This window comes from Rheinheimera gaetbuli, from assembly GCF_054781935.1.
Window position 1 is genome coordinate 421,357 of the sequence record NZ_BAAGTL010000008.1, and the last position, 17,261, is coordinate 438,617.

The window sequence follows — 17,261 nt, forward strand, 5'->3', positions numbered from 1 at the left end:
CAATAGCCATAAATACGCCGTCACATACGTTCGCGAAAGCGGGAAGAGAAACAAGTTAATAATACGAATTGTTATTAGTTTTATATTGTTGAATTTAAACATATTTTTGGCTTCGCGTGCTTTTTGATCTACACTAGTTACCATGTTTTTTGTCGAAAAATAAGGTTCACGCAATGAAAGGCAACCCGCAGGTGCTGTCAAAATTAAACGAGGTGCTGACAGCCGAATTAACCTCGATTAATCAATATTTTTTGCATGCCCGCATCTACAAAAACTGGGGCTTAAAAGCGCTGAATGATGTGTGCTACAAGAAGTCGATTAAAGATATGAAGCAGGCTGATGAACTGATAGAGCGCATTTTAATGCTTGAGGGCCTGCCGAATTTGCAGGCGCTGGGCAAATTACGCATTGGTGAAGATACACCGGAAATGCTGCAATGCGATATGGACTTCCAGATAGAGCAGCTGCCGCTGCTACGTGTCACCATAGCCCTGTGTGAAGCTGAGCAGGACTACGTTAGCCGGGATATACTGACTGAAATTTTGGAATATGAAGAAGAACACCTGGACTGGTTAGAAACACAGCAGCATCAAATTAGTGCTATGGGGCTGCCTAATTACCTGCAGGCGCAGCTGGGGGGCGAATAAATGAAAGGTAATAAAACGGTAATCGATGCGCTAAATGTGTTGCTGGCAAACGAGCTGGCAGCAATGGATCAGTATTTTATCCACTCGCGCATGTACCATGACTGGGGCCTGCATAAGTTGTTTGAACGCATTGACCATGAATTTGACGACGAAAAAGGCCATGCTTCAAAACTGATTGAACGCATTATCTTCTTAGAAGGTGTGCCTGATATGACCAAGCGTGATGCCATTCACATTGGCCATGATGTACCTGCCATGCTGCAAAACGACTTAAACGTGGAATACACGGTACAAAAGCTGTTAAAGCAAACCATGGCATTGTGTGAGCAACAGCAAGACTACGTTACCCGCGCTATGTTGCAGCAATTGTTAGATGACACCGAGGTTGACCACGCCCATTGGCTTGAGCAACAACTTAACCTGATTAAGTTATTGGGACTGCCAAACTATTTGCAATCGCAAATGTAAGCTCCCGGCTAAACAACATAGGGGCAAACAGCGGTTTGCCCCTATTAATATTGCCGCAGTAGCTAGTGCGGAAATTGCGCCAGACTATGGCGCAGTTTGGCATGTAGAGCGGCTATTTCAGTTTGCCCTTGTGGTTGATCGTGATACAACCGGATTAACGCCCGCAGTGGAATATACAAATTATCCAGACACACCGCTCTGACATCGGCGTGGCGCTGCGCATCGGCGGCAACGTCGGCAAGGGTGAAGAGCGCATAACGCAGACACCACTCCTGCAGCAGCATATTGCGTTCTGCAGCCAGTAAGCTGGCCAGCCTGCAGCTAGAACAGCAATAATCGGCTACCAAGCGGACATAATCTGCAGGCAGCGTAGCCTGCTGCTTTACCAATCGGCTTAACCGGCTAAAGTCCTGCCAGCTACTGCATTGTATCGATAGCATAATTTCTCCTGCCTGACCCCAGTGTTAATGCAGCCAGCTTTGCGCAGCACCAGTGTGTGACACCGTTACAGTGTCTGCGCTTTGTAGCTGCTGACACTGCTGGTTAAAGCGGTAAAATTCGCGGCGGATATGACAGCTTTCGCGCAGCACAGCAATGCTGGCTGGGTGTGAGCTGGGTAGTTGCTGCAGTAAGCGTTGTAACTGGCTTAATGTTCGGCGCAACACGCTACGGCAGCGGCGCCAGCGTTGTTGTCTGGCGTAGGTCTCAGCCAGATTTTGCACACTTACCGAAAAGCAAATCACCAGCTGTACTACGCTATCCTGCCATTGTTGCTGAGACAAATGCTGATTATTTTCAATATAATACGGCCAGGCGCCAGCCATCAGTCCTGCTGCATGTTGATACAGCCCGGCTGCCAGTGCAAAGTGATCATGGGCAAAGGCACTGTTGGCCTGGTTAATAACGTGTTTCCACTGCGCTATAGGGTCCATCTACGGCTCCTTCTAAAAGATACTGCGCAAAATATGGCTTGTTTTTTAAATTAATGCAAATGATAATAATTATCAATTGATATTTATTGCCGGAGTTTACTATGCCATTCAGTTTGCCAGTTTTACCCTACCGCTATGACGCACTTGAGCCACATCTGGATGCGTTAACTATGCAAATTCACCATAGCCGGCATCATCAGGCTTATGTAAATGGTTTAAATGCTGCTGTCGCTGGTACGGTTTACGCGAATTGGCCGCTGGAGCGTTTATTGCAACAAATATTGCTGCTGCCAGAAGCAATACAACCGGCTGTGCGCAACCACGGCGGAGGCCATGCTAACCACAGCTTATTTTGGCAGCTTATGTCGCCACAGGGCGGCGGCGAGCCAAGTGGCGAGTTGGCTGGCGCAATAGTGCAGCACTTTGGCAGCTATACTGAATTCAAGCAGCGTTTTACTGCGGCGGCATTAAGCCGGTTTGGCAGTGGCTGGGCCTGGCTGGTAAAGCGGCCTGATGCTAGCTTGATGGTAACTAGTAGCGCTAATCAGGACAGTCCGCTGATGGATGGCTTTACGCCAATATTAGGTCTGGATGTGTGGGAACACGCTTACTACCTGCAATATCAGAATAAACGGCCCGACTATGTTGGTGCGTTTTTTAACGTGATTAACTGGCATTACGTTGCCCAGCTGTATCAGGAGGCACCATGAAACCGGAAACGACACTGCCGGTTTTCGCTTTAAACGGCCGCAGAATGGTTGGCTGGCTGATTGTGTTGGCTGGTAGCGGTTACGGTTTAATGCAGCTGCTAGTGTTGCTGCAACAACATAGCCCGGTGCGATATGCTTTTTATGCTGGTATGGTCGCGGCGGGGGCAACGGCTTTGGGAGCCCTGCCTGCATTATTTATGCGCCATTTATCGCAAAAATTGCACGATGTGATGTTGGGTTTTGGTGCAGGTGTGATGTTGGCTGCCGGTATGTTTTCGTTAATTGTGCCCGCCCTGGCATTGTTAACCGAAAGTGGCGCTTCGCCCTGGTTTAGCTCGGGTAGTGTGGCACTGGCTATTTTGCTGGGCGGTGCCTTTATGTTGCTGCTGGAGCGGTTGGTACCGCATCAGCATTTTATTAAAGACGAAGACAGAATGCGCAGTAAAACGCTGCGCCGCAGCTGGCTATTTGTATTTGCCATAGCGCTGCACAATATACCGGAAGGTTTAGCAATCGGTGCCTCTTTCGCCGCCGGCGACACCGCAGCCGCCAGTGCATTGGCTACTGGTATAGCGGTGCAGGATATGCCTGAAGGCCTGGTGGTGGCAATGGCTCTGCTAGCGGTGGGGTACAGCCGGGCTGTGGCGGTTGCTATAGCGGTGTTGTCCGGCTTAACCGAGCCGGTAATGGCCATTATTGGTGCGGCGGTGCTTGGCGAGTCCAGCCTGTTACTGCCGTGGGGCCTGGCATTGGCTGCCGGCGCTATGTTGTTTGTGATAAGCCATGAAATGATCCCGGAGTCTCACCGTCAGGGGCATGAATTGGCCGCCACGACAGGATTAATGCTAGGGTTTGTATTGATGATGCTTTTGGATACGGCTCTGGGTTGATATTCACCGGGGCAGCGACACATTTTATTACAATCCAGTTATCAGCCGTGCTGGCGGCTAGCCATGGTTTTTATTACATTGGCCTTCACATAACGTAACATTTTGTCCAATCGTGGTGAACCAATGAAAAAACTATTTGTTATCAGCGCTGTTGCGTTGGCGGTGCTTACCGGCTGTGCTGGCGAGCGAAATATCAGTGCTGACACAGCAGCGGTACAGCAACAATTGCAGGGCCAGGTGTTAGCCAGTCCGAATGATAACCGCGCTTACAAAACTATGGTGTTACCCAACAAGCTGGAAGTGATGTTGGTGTCTGATCCGGCCGCAGAAAAATCTGCCGCGGCACTTAGCGTAGGCGTGGGTTTGCTGCAAGATCCGATGAGCCAACAAGGTATGGCGCATTATTTAGAGCATATGCTGTTTTTAGGCACCGAGCGTTACCCTGACACTAATGAATACAGCGCTTTTATGACAGCAAACGGCGGTGCACAAAACGCCTATACCTGGCTGGACATCACCAACTATATGTTCAAGGTAAATAACGGTGCGTACGATGAAGCACTAGACCGGTTTTCTGACTTTTTTAAAGCACCTAAGCTGTATCCGGAATACACCGATAAAGAAAAAAACGCCGTTAATGCTGAATGGTCAATGCGCCGTGAAATGGATTTTTTTGGTCAATACAAACTAGCGCGTAATATGATGGGCAGCCACCCGGCAAACCGGTTTTTAATTGGCAATCTGGAAACTTTAGGCGACAAAGAAGGCAGCCAGCTGCACAGTGAAACGGTAGCATTTTATAACCGCTATTACTCTGCCAATATTATGAAAGCCGTGCTGCTTAGCAACTTGCCACTTGCCGAGATGGAGCTGCTGGCGGTTAAACACTTTGCCAGCATTGAAAACAAAAACATTGATAAACCGGCTGTTAAAGATAGCGTAGATTTTAGCCAGCTAGGTGGCAAGCGTATCCATTACGTGCCAAATCAGGATGTTAAGCAGTTAAAGCTGGATTTTACCATCAGTAACAACAGCGACCAGTTTGCCGTTAAACCAAACGAATTTATTACCTATCTGCTGGGTTCAGAAATGCCTGGCACGCCGGCATACCAGCTAAAAGCCATGGGGTTGATCTCAAAATTAAACGCCAGCGCTACGCCTGATTTATACGGTAACTATGGCTCACTGAGCATTGACATCGATTTGACTGACGCCGGTATGCAAGCGCGTGAAGGTATCGTTGCAACCGTTATGCAGTACATTGATCTGGTTAAACAGCAAGGCGTTGATAGCAAGTATTTTAGCGAGATACAAACCAGCCTGAACAACCAGTTCCGCTTCCTGGAAAAAGGTGACGAATTTGGTTACGTGGCTAATCTGGCTGATGCGATGCAAAAAGTCCCAGCACGCAATGCTATTAATGCGCCATTTTACTACCAGCGCTTTGATGCTGCAGAAATAAAAGAGGTGCTGGCGCAACTGACAGCGCAGCGCTTACGGGTGTGGTATATCAGCAAGCAGGAACCGCACGATAGCAGCCTGCATTTTTATGATGGTAAGTACAAAATTGCTGATATCAGCCAAGAGGAACAACAAAGCTGGCAAAAAACACCGCAGCTGGCGCTGAGTTTGCCTTCAGTTAACCGTATGCTGCCGGAAAACTTTGCCTTAAAAGTGCCACAGGCACAAGACAAACCTGAATTAGTGGTGCAGCAACATAATATCAGTGCCTGGTTATATCCCAGCCAGCAGTTTGCCAGCCAGCCACGAGGTGTCGTAGAGATTTTTATTAACAGCAAGGCTCCACAGCAACAGATTAAAGCCAAGGTCGCGCTGGCGTTATGGCGTGACTTATACGACTTACAGCAAAGTGCGTTGGCGACCGAGGCTGATATAGCTGGTATGCAGCTACGTCTTAATGATGGCAATGGCCTGGCGTTAAGTGTTGCTGGTTTTACCGACAAACAGCCACAGTTATTGCAGCAGGCTCTGGCGGGTTTAAACATTAATACCGATGAGCAAGGCTTTGCTCAGGCAAAAGATCGCTTTATTCGTGGTGTACAAAACCAGAGCAAGCAGTTTCCGTTTCAGCAGGCGTTTTTAGCTTACAACAGCCTGGTGCGTTCGGGTAGCTATGAAGCTGATGCCCTTGTAGCTGCAGCGCAAAGTTTGACGCTGGCCGAGTTCAACAGTATAGCGGCAGAGTTGTTAGCCAATAATCAGTTGCGAATCTTTGCTTTTGGAAATTACGATAAAACCGCGGTGGAGCAAGTCGTTAATACCGTTGCTGCGGCACTGCCGAAACAACGTAGCCAGCAGCCTTACAGCCGTACGGCATTTTGGCAGCCGACACCCGGCCAGACGCTGGTAGTGCAAAAAGACATTGATGTTGCCGATGTCGCTCTGGTTGATGTACACGTGCATGCAGAAGCCAGTTATACCCAGCTGGCGCGTGCTACTGTGCTGCGTAGCCACTTTAGCAATATCGCTTTTGATAAACTGCGTACGGAAGAACAACTAGCCTATGCGGTAGGCGGCACCTCAATGCAGCTGGACGATTATGTTGGTTTTGCTATGTATATTCAAACGCCGGTCAAAAGTGTTGCTGATATTCAGGCACGCTTTGACAGCTTTAAGCGGCAATATGCTGTAGAGCTGGATAAGCTCAGCGAAGAGGATTTTGGCCAATTAAAAGCCAGTGCCTTAATCACTTTAAAAGAGCCGGCAAAAAATTTACGTGATGAAGTTGGGCCGTTGATTACCGACTGGTACCGTGAGCGCTTTAGTTTTGACAGTAAGCAGCAACTGATTGCCGCGGTAGAGCAGGTGACATTGGCTGATGTTAAAGCCTTTTACCGCGAAACCATGCTAAACGATAATGCCGCGCGTATTTCAGTGCAAATGCGAGGCACCAAGTTTAACGACCAGCCGTTTGCCGACTTACCCGGCCAAACTAAGGTAACGGATGTCGCTGCTTTTCATCGTCAGATGAAACGCCAGTAACTAAAAACCTTCACTCGTGTACAAAACGCAGCTTAGGCTGCGTTTTTTATTCTATGCATCTTCTGATTTGTAAACCGCTGCTATAGTTATCTGAGCGGCTATCGCAATCGCACGCCACCCCGCCTACAACAATGATAAATACAGGTTTTGCGTTGATGGTATTGAGCTTAAAAAGATATTTTTCAGTAGCGCGGCAACCTTCAATTCGAAGCGTCGTACATTTTCTCATTCTTGGCGTGAGTTATGCCGTATCGGGCTATGTTGGTATTGAACTGGCAAATTTATCTTATGGTATCAGCCTGATATGGCCACCAATTGGCATTGCTATAGCGTTGCTTTTGCGTTGGGGGTTAACACTGTGGCCTGCTATAGCATTGGGTGGTTTTACGTTGCAGTTGCTGGTGTCAGATTTTTCTTTAATAAGTTCAGCGATACTGGCAATGAGCAGCGCGCTGATTATTACTGCACACTGCTATGCTTTGACGCGGATGCAATTTGACCGGCGTTTAGAGCAGGTTCGTGACATGCTTATTTTCGTCGCAGTAGGCATTGTATTGTGCTCGATGGTACTGGCATTGTGGGGCGTTTCATTTTTAGTCTTCATCGGTATTGTGCCCCTGGCAGATATAGTCACCGCCTGGTGGAGTTGGTTTTTGGGCGATGTGACCGGAGTGCTTATATTTGGTATTGCGTTGCTGGTTCACAATACGAAAAAACTAGCTGCGCTGTTGCGACCTGAAAACTTGTTGGCTTTTGTATTGTTACTGCTTATTGGTGCTGAGGTATTGGTGCTGAATAAAACCGGCATAGCCATAACGATGACGCTAATGCCTATGGTCTGTTTACTGTGGATTGCGATGCGCACCAACCTTGTTGCAACTTCTTGGGTTGTAGTGAGTTTTTCTGCTGTTGCGGTATACAGTGTATATAACGCCTCAGGTATTTTCGCCAATGTTGGCAATCCGACTTTGGGTACCTGGTTTTACATAACCAGTATGGGGTTGGCATCGTTAATTATTTCTGTTAGTGCCGTACAAAGCAGGTTAAAAGCAGAATTGATGCAATTTGCTATATCCGCTACCCGCACCGGTATATGGGATCTCCGGCTGGGCGACGACGTGTTATACGTTAATGCACATCTGATGCAGAACCTGGGCTATGAGGCTAAAGAGCAGCGTAATCCAGTGAGCTACATCAAAAGTTTACTGCATCCTGAGGATGTAACAGTTTTGATGATGGCCGAGCAGCGGTATCTTAAAGGTGAAACCGAATATCTAAAACTGGTGGTTAGGATGCGACACCAATCAGGTGCCTGGCGTGATATGCAAATTGAAGGCGCCGCTACCGAAAAAAACCTATCGGGTAAAGCCGTTCGCCTTGGTGGTACGCTGATTGATATTACTGAGAACAGGCGGCTACAGCAAAAACTACATGCCATGGCAATGAGTGATGAACTTACCGGTATTGCTAATCGCCGGGCCTTCATGCAGCAACTTGAACAACGCTGGCAGTATTTTCTGCGTGATGCCAGGCAAAACTGTTGTGTAATGTTGTTAGATTTGGATTTGTTCAAACAAGTTAATGATCAATACGGCCATGATATTGGCGATAAGGTGTTGCAAAGGTTTGCTGTGGAAATAAGCTCCCACTTACGCGTGACAGACATTTTTGCCCGCTTAGGTGGCGAAGAGTTCGTCATGCTGGTCAACGTCAGCTCACAAAGCGATTGCTTTAACCTGGCTGAAAAGTTACGGCTTGTGGTTGCTGATTGCCAGTTTGAATTTTCTGGTTGTGAACCTTTCAGCATTAGTGTCAGCGTCGGTGTCGCCGGGTTTAGTGCCGGGCAAGAACAGGCAAAAGACGTACTAAAATATGCCGACAATGCGCTGTATCAGGCAAAATCAGCCGGTAGAAACCGGGTTGTGCTTTGGTACGATCAGGCAAACTCTGTATCTGCTTAAAAACGTAAAAATAGTTCGAGTAATCACTTTAAACAGCCGGTATCGGTTTTGCATGTTGCCGATTGTGGCGCTGGCATTGTGTTTAAACATGTCGCTTCGCTCACAGTTGTCAGTTTATTCGGTAATTAAAACAGTTGCGGCTGTTTAGCGGCTGCCTGCCAGTTGTTGCGTATAAAATCACCAGTTGTAATTGGCGTCTACTGGTCTATCTTGTTGGTGGAGTTGTAACCAGTCACACGGACGAGACGCAAAAATAATAACGATAATCTCAGCAAGAACCTTGATTCAGCAGAGAAAAGACGAGGACAACCCAATGAAAAAATTTACCCTGCTGCTATTAGCCGGCTTGCTTAGCGCTTCGGCGCAAGCAGCGGTTGGTGGCTACCCGGTAGTGTTAGTACATGGCTTTCAACCCGATAATCTGTCCAGCCGGCCCACCGGCAGTCAGGTTAGCAACAATGGCGCAGCCTACTGGGCCGAGTATTGGCGCGACCGCGCTGATGTACGTATTGATTGGCCATCGCAAGAGCGCGTCGCCGGTAAAATTGCTACTGACTATGTCTGGCCAAAGTTACAACAAATGTCGCGCAGCGGCACCTGCAACAATGGCTGTATTTTTGTATCGCACTCTACCGGTGATTTAATTACCCGTTACATTATAGATAACCAGGCATTATGGCTGCAAAATGCTGGCCTGCGCCCGCTGAACATTGTCGCCAGCTTTGATTTTGCCGGTGCTGGTGGTGGCGTAGAGCTGGCTGATCTGGCAGTAAATGCTGCCGCTGGTTCAGGCCTGATTGACGGCGCACTGCGTTTAGCATTGTCGTTGTGGTTAGGGCAAATACCGTCACCATCTAACATCGGTGTGCTAAACGACTTAAGGGTCAATACCGCCCGCCAGTTAGCGGCGTTTCCGGATGAGCGGGTGCCCCGTTTACGCTTTGTTGGCGCTGGCTCTGATTTTCTGGGCGCTACCGGTTTGTTTTTGCCTGGTGAAGATGACGGCGTAGTAGCCAGCCACTCCAGCTGTGGTGCGGCCAGTGCTGCCAGTTTTAACAGTTGTTCGCGTAGTGTTGCTTTTGACGGCAAGCTCGCCTCGGTAAGTGGCCCATCAAGCTTTATGCCTTATCACTACCCGCTGCTGATGAGTGAAGGCTACAGCCATAGTGATGTGATTGCCAACCGTGCTGAAGATGAAATTACCGCCGCAAACAGTAGTGCGAATTATCTTAACGGTGAGCGGTTGCAGTTTAATACCTATGATGAAACGCGCGGCTGGTGGATTTTCAGCTCACGCTATCGTGTGGTGCGAAACTCCAACAATACCAGCATGTCGGCGCTGGTGTATCAGGCAGCGAATTAGCCCAGATGAAAAAAGTGTTGTTAATATTAGGCCTGTCAGCTCTGCTGGCAGGCTTAGGGTTATTCTGGCGTGATGATCCCGAAATGGTAACATTGTCACAACCTGAATCATCAGGCAAATTGGCGTCGCTTAGCAAAGAAACGGCTGTAGCTAAGCCAAGAGCTGAGCCACAACAGCTCAGTGTCACGGAAAAAATCCCTGAACCGGTTACTGAGAGTTTTAAGTTATTGGCCAGCGCTTATGCTGCCGAGCTTGAACTGCCGGCCTATTCGCGGCCACTTAGCCGTGATGACGGGCATTTGTTAAATCCTAACCGCTATATTCCGCAAAGTGTGCCGCTGCAAGGCGGTGCCAGTGCCGCTATAGTGCTGCCGAAATACCGCTTTAGTTACCCCGAGTCTGTGCCTGTAACGTTGGAAATAAGCGGCTTACAGGTATTTGATGTCAGCGTGCAACTAATAGATGAAAGCAATGCTGACAGTGCAGCAAGTGCTGAGATGCGCGGCACGCCAGAGCGTTACAGTGCCACACTCGAACCAGAACAAGATTGGAATGGCGCCTTCGAAGTGCAGGTTAGTTTTAACGCTAATGGCGCAGCTCAGGTGCTGAAAACCGGTATTGAATACCATAACCCCGTAGCCACCATTACTGGTGTCGGAGAGTTACGCGGCCTCGGTAGTGATATGCAGATCCCGGTACAACTTGAGGTAAAACAAGCAGGTTTTTATCGCCTGCGCGCCAATTTATTTACCGAACAGCGCGAGCCACTGGCACTGTTAACCGCAACTGAAAAACTGGGCAGCGGCAAGCAGGAAATTACCCTGCGCGCTTACAAAGCCGTGCTGCGCAATTACAGTGGGCCTTATATTTTAGGCAGCTTTATACTGGAAAAACGCCCGGCGGTACCGGGAGAGCAAACCCAATATGGCGACAGTGAAAAAGCCGAATACCTGTTAGACAGTTTCTCGCTTAATCAGCTAAACGATGAGCCCTGGCAACCCGATGAGCAAGAGCGACAACGGCTGCAGTTTTTGCAGCAGATGGCAGGACAGCAATAAATCAGATTAAGGCCGGTGTTTGTTTAGCTTGCGCTGCAAGGTGCGCCGGTGCATGCCCAAAAGCTCCGCAGTGCGGCTGATATTGCCATCCTGTTCGGCAAGTACCCGGTTAATATGTTCCCATTCTAATTGATCTGGCGATAACATCGCTGGTGTGTCTTGAGTAGTGGGTTCATTGGCCTGATGTTCGCCACGCAGAGCTTGCTCCAGCTGGAGTAAATCGACTGGTTTGGTAAGGTAGTCATCGGCGCCCAGCTTTACCGCTTGCACTGCATTGGCAATACTGGCGTAACCCGTTAGCAGCACAATACGGCAAGCAGGCAGCGCGCGGCGTAGTGGTGCGACGAAGCTTAAGCCGGACTGGCTGGCAAAGCGCAGGTCCAGCAGATACGTATCAGCTTGCAACGCAATTAGCTGTGCTGCACTAACCGCATCAGAAATCGCAGTAACGTCAAAGCCGCGCTGGCTAAAACGGCGCGATAACGCATTTAGCAGCGCGACATCATCATCGACGATAGCCAGCTTCACGCGCCGGGCTCCGTATGTTGGCGTGGCATAGTAATTAGCGTTAGGGTGCCGTTGCCGGCATTTTGCCGGCGCACACTGCCGCCTAAGCGCTCAATCGACATGTTAGCCAGAAATTGGCCTATGCCTAAGCCTTGCTCGCTTTGCTGCGGCAATTTACCCAGCTCAGCCAGCCGGCTGTCAGATAAGCCCTCGCCAAAATCCCGTACCTGCAAGGTTAAGCCCGCGGTGCTAAGATCAAGCTGCAGTTCGAGTTGGTTACTGTTATTTGCCAAACTGGCATCAGCAGCGTTATCGAGGATATTTAACAGGGCGGCACTAAAGCCCTGGCTATCAGAGAGGTTAAAATCTGCTGCTTGCACGGCATGCTTTATGTTGAGGCTGATATCCGGCCGGCTATTCAGCCAGCGCGTTACTGCCTGCTCAGTTTGCTGACACAACGGCGCTGTGGCGCTATTGTCACGCAAGCTGCCGGCATCGCTGCGCAGTTGCTGCACAATCTGCTGGCAGCGTTGCAGCTGCTGTTTTAAATCCTGTACAGAAGGTTGATCGGTTGTCAGTTCATCAGCCAACAGCTGCATGGTTTGGATTGGGCTGGCTAAGTCATGCGCGGCGTTAGCGGCAAAGGTGGCCAGTGCCAGCATTTGCTCGTTGCGCACTTGCTGTTGTTGTAATTCGCTGATTTTTTTCGATTTAACCCGGTTCAAATTGGCCTGGGCGCTGATAAACCAGCTGATTAGCAAGGCCGAGATAGCAAAGGCCCACCACATTTGCTGCATATGCTGGCTAAAGCCGCCTGCTGTACTGTGCTGCGCATGCATCGAGTGGCCAGCGTGCTGCTCCGTTTGTGCCAGCAAGCTATCAATATCCGGGATCTGTAAATCGCCGACCTGCAACAGCAGGCTATAGCCAACAATTGCCAGCAGGGCAATAAAATAACAGCTGCGCCCGGGTAGCATAACCGCTGCCACGGCTACCGGCAGTAACAGCATGGCGACTAAGCCATTACTGACACCACCGCTTAACGCTAGCAAACAGCTAAGCAACAGTACATCGAGTGTGCAACACAACAGGTAAATGGCGTTAAGTGGCACCCGGCTGGCCGCCAACCAGTAAGGCAGTAAATTGGTGCAGATATGGGTTAGCAGCAACAGGCCCAGCAGCGGCCAGGAACTGACCTGATAATGCAGTAACCAGCCTGCAAGCAGGGCAAATGCTGCAAAGCCAATAAGCCCCCAGCGAAATTGCACAAAGTGCTTAAGTTGATGTTGCGCCGAAAGTTCAGTGGCAATAATAAGTTGTGTGGCCATAGCGAAGCACTACCCTGCTACAGAAAAAATACGGCTGCCAGGCAGCCGTTTGCAAAATGTCAGAAGAGACTAAACCATTGCAGCGGTAATGTCATTCTGAGTGTGTTTAGTGTAACGCCGACAGCGGCTTATGTCGCTGTGGCAAATTGTCGCAGCTGTTCATCTGTTTTTAATCTAAGCGCGGCATTGTGTTCATGTTTGGCAGGGGTTGCTGTTCAGGTTTAGACATTACAGTTGTAAGCAGTTAACAACCATGCGTATCTAAACTTATATGGAATACCCAATATGCTGAAAAAGACCTTAGTTACTGTATCAATGCTGTTTTGTGTTACTGCGGGCAGCAATGCATTTGCGACTCAGCTAGTAAACAACAATATTACTGAAGCCGACGTAAAAGCTGCGCAACAAGCCTGGGGCCAAGCGTTAATCAATATTAGTGCGGCTTATAACGAGGGTGGCCAGGTACAGGCAGAAAAAGTGGCACGTCAGGTGTTGGATGCAGCCTACGGTTACAACTTAGGCGCGGTGTTGTTTAAGCCTACGTTGGCTAATGGCAAACAAACCTTCCGTACCGACTACGATGGCGCCTTGTCGTATTTTGTCGGCGGTAATAAAACCTACGCCAATGACAGCGGCTTTGCCTTAAAGGGTTGGCACGGTTATGACTTTAGCAATGCCGGTGTATACATTAACGGCGATGTAGCCCTGACGATGGGGCACGTTATGTTGACGGACAAAGCCGGTAACGTCACCACTGTCGATAAAACCTGGGGCTTTAAAAAAGACGAGCAGGGCGCATTGCGTATTGTGTTGCACCACTCATCTTTGCCTTACAGCCAATAAAGAACCAAGCAAGATTTACACTGAATGCCCATCCCAACCTTGGCTGGTAACACCCTATCGTTACCAGCCCTTTTTATGGCGCTTGCAGGCAGTAACCTAACCCACGGCGTGTGTGTAGCAGTTTGACCTCAAAGGGGTCGTCGATTTTTTTTCTCAATCTTGCCATATACACATCGACAATGTTGGTAAGTGGGTCCTCGTTCATCCCCCATACATTGGTAAGAATACGCTCTCGGCTGTATACCTTGCCGCTGTTGTGCATTAACAGCTCCAGTATGCCCAGTTCTTTGGCGGTAAGCGTCAGCTTAGTGTCGGCGCGGTGCACCGTCATGCTGTCCAGATCAAGTTGTAAATCAGCTACCTGAAGTTGTCTGGCGGGTATAGCTGACACGCTTCTTTTGCCTAAGGCTTCGATACGGGCCAGTAGCTCTTCAAAATGAAAAGGTTTTCCAAGGTAATCATCGGCGCCGGCGCGCAATCCCTTTACTCGCTCGTCTACCTCAGATAATGCAGACAAAATCAGAATACGGCTATTTACCTTTTGACTGCGTAGCTGCTGGCATAAAGTTAAACCGTCTGTTTGCGGTAACATCCGGTCTAATACGATCACATCAGGTTCAAACTGACTGACAATGTCAAAAATACCGGCACCAGAGGGTTGCAACAAGGTTAGATAGCCTTCCGCTTTTAAGCCTCTGGATAAAAAGCTACCAACTTTGTCATCGTCTTCAATGATCAGTATTTTCATCTTCGGTTCCACTAAAGTGAGGTAAGCATATCGTGACGGTGCAACCTGCCGAGCCATTGGCCGTGAGGCAAATAGTGCCGTCGTGCGCTTCAACTATCGCTCTGGCGATACACAAGCCGACACCCAGGCCGTCCGGGCGTGCCAGACGCGCTGCCGTACCGCGATAATGGCGTTGAAACAATTGTGGTATATCTTCCGGTTGCAGGCCTATACCCTGATCAGTCAGGTGTAGCTGCAACTCGTTCTGATCTGCAGTGATAGTCAGTTTAAGGCATTTTTGCTGGCGGGAATAATGTTGGGCATTGTCGGTAATAATACGTAGCACAACGGCAAATTTGTCTTGGTCTATCAATAGCCAATGTTCAGACGGAAAGGCTGCCACCGGGCTAATTTGCAACGTAAAGTCCTTAACCAGGCAATGTTGAATGGTATCAATAGCTACTTGGCTAAAATCTGTTAACGCTATCGGTTTCAGACTGATTTGTAACAAACGATCTTCGCCACGGGCCAGAAACAACAAATCATCAATACGCCGGTTAAGTTGGTTACTGGCTGCCAAAATGCGCATAAAAGCGTCTTTGTATTCAGTAATGTCTTTGTCTTTGCCGCGCAGGCTTATTTCGGCCTCGCCCTGAATACTGGTTGCCGGAGTTCGCAACTCATGGCTGATGTCGGTTAGCAGCTGCTTTTGGCGTTGTTCGGCCTGATGCAACTGGGTTAGTGCATTTTGTAGTTCGCTGGTACGGGCCTGCACCCGTTGCTCAATGGCTTGCTGGTTTTTCTTTTCCTGCTCAGCGTAGGCAAAAATATAGCCAGACATTAAATTAAACTGGCGGGCCAGTTCGGCAAATTCTGCAGAGCCTTGCTCGGCAATACGGTGCGCAAAATTACCTTGTTGCAGCTGTTTGGTGCCGCTTAATAAATGTTGCAATGGGCCGCTTAACGCCCGCGACAGGTAAATGGCCAGCCATAGTGTCAGTATGACGGCAACAATACTAATTAGCACAATAGCCCATTTCACCAACAGCAGGGCATTTAGGGCATCTTGTTCTGTCAGTTTAGCGCGCTGTTTCTGTTGCATAATCGCTTGTTGCAACAATTCGGCTAAGTCGGTGTCCTGAAAGGTATCAAACAGGGCAATTAAAATGCGCCAACGTTCGGCATCATCACGGTAAAGCGCGATCTCCTGGGTTTTCAGCGCTCGCTCCAGTGTTTGCAAATTGCTTTGTAACAGCGAAATCACTTTTACTTGTGCCATGGTGTGTTGTAAGTCTGCTTCGCTGGTACTGAAAAGCTGGTCGCGGATCGCCAGCTGATCAAGACTTTTTAACTGCTGCTGCATGCGGGACGACAAGGTATCGCGAAAATCGGTATTGGCATTCTCGGTAAGCAGATATTCTGCCAACCAGACTTTAAGCCGCTGCTTGTCGGCACGCAGGGCAAAAAACTCAGCCAGCATTTGGTTAGCTATACGGTTACGTTCGGTATGAAACTCCGAGTTTTGGTGGGCCCAAAAGCTAATGCCAGACTGCAGCAGTACCACAGCCAATAAAATGCACAGCGAGACAACTAGTTTACGTTGGTACATAGACCAGACTTATTGTTAACGACATAATAGCGCAGTATATGTGGTAACAAGCGCTGAAGCATGAAAATAACGTTAACATTAGTTTCAGCGTCGTCGAAAACGCATGGCAAAACCCATCCCGGCCATTAGCCGCAGAGCAGTACAGTGTTGTTGGGATCAGTCAGCCTGACTAAGTTAAGTGTAATGCTAGCAGAGGTTTGCGTCGCGGTGGCAAATTGTCGCAGTAGCTACAGAATTAAGCGTGCTTTACCAAACAGCATGCCAGACCTATAGTGTGGCAGCGCAGCCTAATACCTCATTTCAATTCTTCAAACGTTGAAAATATACCCTGTTGGAGTATACTTTGATTTATAAAACCAAGGTGTTTGCAACTTTAACGAAGAAAGAGCCGTTATCTGACGCTGATCTTATCAAAGCCTGTAAGGAATTGAACGAAGGGCTGTTTGATGCAGATTTAAGCGGCAATGTTTATAAAAAGCGCATTGCATGCGGTAACAAAGGTAAAAGTGGCGGCTATCGTACTATCGTTGGAGCTGTTGTCGGCAGTAAGTATTTTTTCCTCTACGCTTTTGCCAAAAGCGATAGGGCTAATATCAACGCCAAGGAGAAATTAGCGTTGAAAGAATTAGCAAAAGAATTTTTGGCATTTAGCGAGGATGAGATTAACCAACTAGTCAAAGATGGTGAACTCGTTGAGGTAGGTAATGTATGACTGATATTTTAAAAGCCGTGCATAACACAGCAAAAGGCTTACATAAGTCAGGGGTTATCGACAAGACTACCATGCGCAAATTTGACGCGCTGTGTTTAACCAGTGTGCATGAATTTACACCAGAGCAAGTGCGTACTTTGAGGCTTAAATATAACCTTTCACAACCTGTGTTTGCTCGCTACTTTAATGTGAGTGACAAACTAGTAAAAAAATGGGAACAAGGTGAGAGTAAACCTAAAGGCGCCGCTTTAAAAATGCTATCTCTGGCAGAAAAGAAAGGCCTTGAGGCAATAGCATGAGTTGCTGCTGAAGTAAGCCTTCATTCATACAGCAGAAACTGCAGACTTTCATCAGTTCATCTAACGTGATAGTGTAATATCCAGCACGTAACTCCACCCCAATGCAGCGGTAATATCATCCTGAGTGTGTCAAATGCAACGTCAACAGCCGCTTGCGTTGCTGTGGCAAATCGTCGCAGCGGTTTTTTGGTTTAAAGTCCACCG

Annotated in this window: 17 protein-coding genes; 11 read left to right on the forward strand and 6 right to left on the reverse strand. The window is 48.5% G+C overall.

Annotated features, from left to right (window positions below):
• Positions 1–173 precede the first annotated feature (173 nt).
• Together bfr (ACYVIC_RS08830) and bfr (ACYVIC_RS08835) are read left to right on the forward strand one after the other, a co-directional pair.
• Entirely contained in the window at positions 174–647 is a 474-nt protein-coding gene (gene bfr, locus ACYVIC_RS08830; RefSeq protein ID WP_460859139.1) for a bacterioferritin, read from the forward strand.
• Positions 648–1,115, forward strand: coding sequence for a bacterioferritin (bfr, locus tag ACYVIC_RS08835; RefSeq protein WP_460859141.1), 468 nt, complete (start codon positions 648–650; stop codon positions 1,113–1,115). It abuts the gene before it with no gap.
• A gap of 62 nt (positions 1,116–1,177) precedes the next feature.
• Here the strand turns inward: bfr (ACYVIC_RS08835) and ACYVIC_RS08840 are convergent, their stop codons facing one another.
• On the reverse strand, positions 1,178–1,555 hold the full coding sequence (locus ACYVIC_RS08840; RefSeq protein ID WP_460859143.1) for a hypothetical protein: 378 nt from the start codon (positions 1,553–1,555) through the stop codon (positions 1,178–1,180).
• A gap of 24 nt (positions 1,556–1,579) precedes the next feature.
• On the reverse strand, positions 1,580–2,047 hold the full coding sequence (locus ACYVIC_RS08845; protein ID WP_460859145.1) for a hypothetical protein: 468 nt from the start codon (positions 2,045–2,047) through the stop codon (positions 1,580–1,582).
• A gap of 101 nt (positions 2,048–2,148) precedes the next feature.
• Here ACYVIC_RS08845 and ACYVIC_RS08850 point away from each other — a divergent pair, with 101 nt between their 5' ends.
• From ACYVIC_RS08850 to ACYVIC_RS08875, 6 genes are all read left to right on the forward strand, one after another.
• Positions 2,149–2,757, forward strand: a complete 609-nt coding sequence (locus tag ACYVIC_RS08850; protein ID WP_460859146.1) for a superoxide dismutase — start codon at positions 2,149–2,151, stop codon at positions 2,755–2,757.
• A complete protein-coding gene (locus ACYVIC_RS08855) occupies positions 2,754–3,647 on the forward strand; it encodes a ZIP family metal transporter (protein ID WP_460859148.1) in 894 nt (297 codons plus the stop codon). The genes ACYVIC_RS08850 and ACYVIC_RS08855 overlap by 4 nt, the downstream gene beginning before the upstream one ends.
• Before the next feature lie 123 nt (positions 3,648–3,770).
• Positions 3,771–6,650: an insulinase family protein gene (locus ACYVIC_RS08860; protein ID WP_460859149.1), complete on the forward strand. Its 2,880-nt coding sequence runs from the start codon at positions 3,771–3,773 to the stop codon at positions 6,648–6,650.
• 131 nt (positions 6,651–6,781) lie between these two features.
• Entirely contained in the window at positions 6,782–8,611 is a 1,830-nt protein-coding gene (locus ACYVIC_RS08865; protein WP_460859151.1) for a sensor domain-containing diguanylate cyclase, read from the forward strand.
• 313 nt (positions 8,612–8,924) lie between these two features.
• Complete coding sequence (locus ACYVIC_RS08870; RefSeq protein WP_460859153.1) at positions 8,925–9,974, forward strand: hypothetical protein; 1,050 nt, start codon at positions 8,925–8,927, stop codon at positions 9,972–9,974.
• Complete coding sequence (locus tag ACYVIC_RS08875; RefSeq protein WP_460859155.1) at positions 9,890–11,032, forward strand: DUF4785 family immunoglobulin-like domain-containing protein; 1,143 nt, start codon at positions 9,890–9,892, stop codon at positions 11,030–11,032. The genes ACYVIC_RS08870 and ACYVIC_RS08875 overlap by 85 nt, the downstream gene beginning before the upstream one ends.
• A 6-nt stretch (positions 11,033–11,038) precedes the next feature.
• On the opposite strand, the gene ACYVIC_RS08880 is transcribed toward ACYVIC_RS08875, so the two are convergent.
• Positions 11,039–11,560 carry a response regulator transcription factor gene (locus ACYVIC_RS08880; RefSeq protein WP_460859157.1) on the reverse strand — a complete coding sequence of 174 codons (522 nt, stop codon included), beginning with the start codon at positions 11,558–11,560 and terminating at the stop codon, positions 11,039–11,041.
• The gene (locus ACYVIC_RS08885) at positions 11,557–12,867 is read right to left on the reverse strand and encodes a sensor histidine kinase (protein ID WP_460859159.1); all 1,311 of its coding nucleotides are present in this window, start codon (positions 12,865–12,867) and stop codon (positions 11,557–11,559) included. The genes ACYVIC_RS08880 and ACYVIC_RS08885 overlap by 4 nt, the downstream gene beginning before the upstream one ends.
• 285 nt (positions 12,868–13,152) lie before the next feature.
• On the opposite strand from ACYVIC_RS08885, the gene ACYVIC_RS08890 reads away from it, so the two are divergent.
• Positions 13,153–13,710 (forward strand): phosphoribosyl-AMP cyclohydrolase, encoded by a 558-nt coding sequence (locus ACYVIC_RS08890; protein WP_460859161.1) that lies wholly within the window; start codon positions 13,153–13,155, stop codon positions 13,708–13,710.
• Between the two features lie 73 nt (positions 13,711–13,783).
• Here ACYVIC_RS08890 and ACYVIC_RS08895 read toward each other — a convergent pair whose 3' ends face one another.
• Entirely contained in the window at positions 13,784–14,458 is a 675-nt protein-coding gene (locus tag ACYVIC_RS08895; protein ID WP_460859163.1) for a response regulator transcription factor, read from the reverse strand.
• Positions 14,439–16,046 (reverse strand): sensor histidine kinase, encoded by a 1,608-nt coding sequence (locus ACYVIC_RS08900; protein ID WP_460859165.1) that lies wholly within the window; start codon positions 16,044–16,046, stop codon positions 14,439–14,441. The genes ACYVIC_RS08895 and ACYVIC_RS08900 overlap by 20 nt, the downstream gene beginning before the upstream one ends.
• A 343-nt stretch (positions 16,047–16,389) precedes the next feature.
• On the opposite strand from ACYVIC_RS08900, the gene ACYVIC_RS08905 reads away from it, so the two are divergent.
• Both ACYVIC_RS08905 and ACYVIC_RS08910 read left to right on the forward strand, forming a co-directional pair.
• On the forward strand, positions 16,390–16,758 hold the full coding sequence (locus ACYVIC_RS08905) for a type II toxin-antitoxin system RelE/ParE family toxin (protein ID WP_460859167.1): 369 nt from the start codon (positions 16,390–16,392) through the stop codon (positions 16,756–16,758).
• The gene (locus ACYVIC_RS08910) at positions 16,755–17,057 is read left to right on the forward strand and encodes a helix-turn-helix domain-containing protein (RefSeq protein ID WP_460859169.1); all 303 of its coding nucleotides are present in this window, start codon (positions 16,755–16,757) and stop codon (positions 17,055–17,057) included. The genes ACYVIC_RS08905 and ACYVIC_RS08910 overlap by 4 nt, the downstream gene beginning before the upstream one ends.
• The last annotated feature ends 204 nt before the right edge of the window (positions 17,058–17,261 follow it).

Coding starts and splice junctions, on each gene's coding strand:
- bfr (WP_460859139.1), top strand. CDS start 174: ATGAAAGGCAACCCGCAGGTGCTGTCAAAATTAAACGAGGTGCTGACA.
- bfr (WP_460859141.1), top strand. CDS start 648: ATGAAAGGTAATAAAACGGTAATCGATGCGCTAAATGTGTTGCTGGCA.
- ACYVIC_RS08840 (WP_460859143.1), bottom strand. CDS start 1,555: ATGCTATCGATACAATGCAGTAGCTGGCAGGACTTTAGCCGGTTAAGC.
- ACYVIC_RS08845 (WP_460859145.1), bottom strand. CDS start 2,047: ATGGACCCTATAGCGCAGTGGAAACACGTTATTAACCAGGCCAACAGT.
- ACYVIC_RS08850 (WP_460859146.1), top strand. CDS start 2,149: ATGCCATTCAGTTTGCCAGTTTTACCCTACCGCTATGACGCACTTGAG.
- ACYVIC_RS08855 (WP_460859148.1), top strand. CDS start 2,754: ATGAAACCGGAAACGACACTGCCGGTTTTCGCTTTAAACGGCCGCAGA.
- ACYVIC_RS08860 (WP_460859149.1), top strand. CDS start 3,771: ATGAAAAAACTATTTGTTATCAGCGCTGTTGCGTTGGCGGTGCTTACC.
- ACYVIC_RS08865 (WP_460859151.1), top strand. CDS start 6,782: ATGATAAATACAGGTTTTGCGTTGATGGTATTGAGCTTAAAAAGATAT.
- ACYVIC_RS08870 (WP_460859153.1), top strand. CDS start 8,925: ATGAAAAAATTTACCCTGCTGCTATTAGCCGGCTTGCTTAGCGCTTCG.
- ACYVIC_RS08885 (WP_460859159.1), bottom strand. CDS start 12,867: ATGGCCACACAACTTATTATTGCCACTGAACTTTCGGCGCAACATCAA.
- ACYVIC_RS08890 (WP_460859161.1), top strand. CDS start 13,153: ATGCTGAAAAAGACCTTAGTTACTGTATCAATGCTGTTTTGTGTTACT.
- ACYVIC_RS08895 (WP_460859163.1), bottom strand. CDS start 14,458: ATGAAAATACTGATCATTGAAGACGATGACAAAGTTGGTAGCTTTTTA.
- ACYVIC_RS08900 (WP_460859165.1), bottom strand. CDS start 16,046: ATGTACCAACGTAAACTAGTTGTCTCGCTGTGCATTTTATTGGCTGTG.
- ACYVIC_RS08910 (WP_460859169.1), top strand. CDS start 16,755: ATGACTGATATTTTAAAAGCCGTGCATAACACAGCAAAAGGCTTACAT.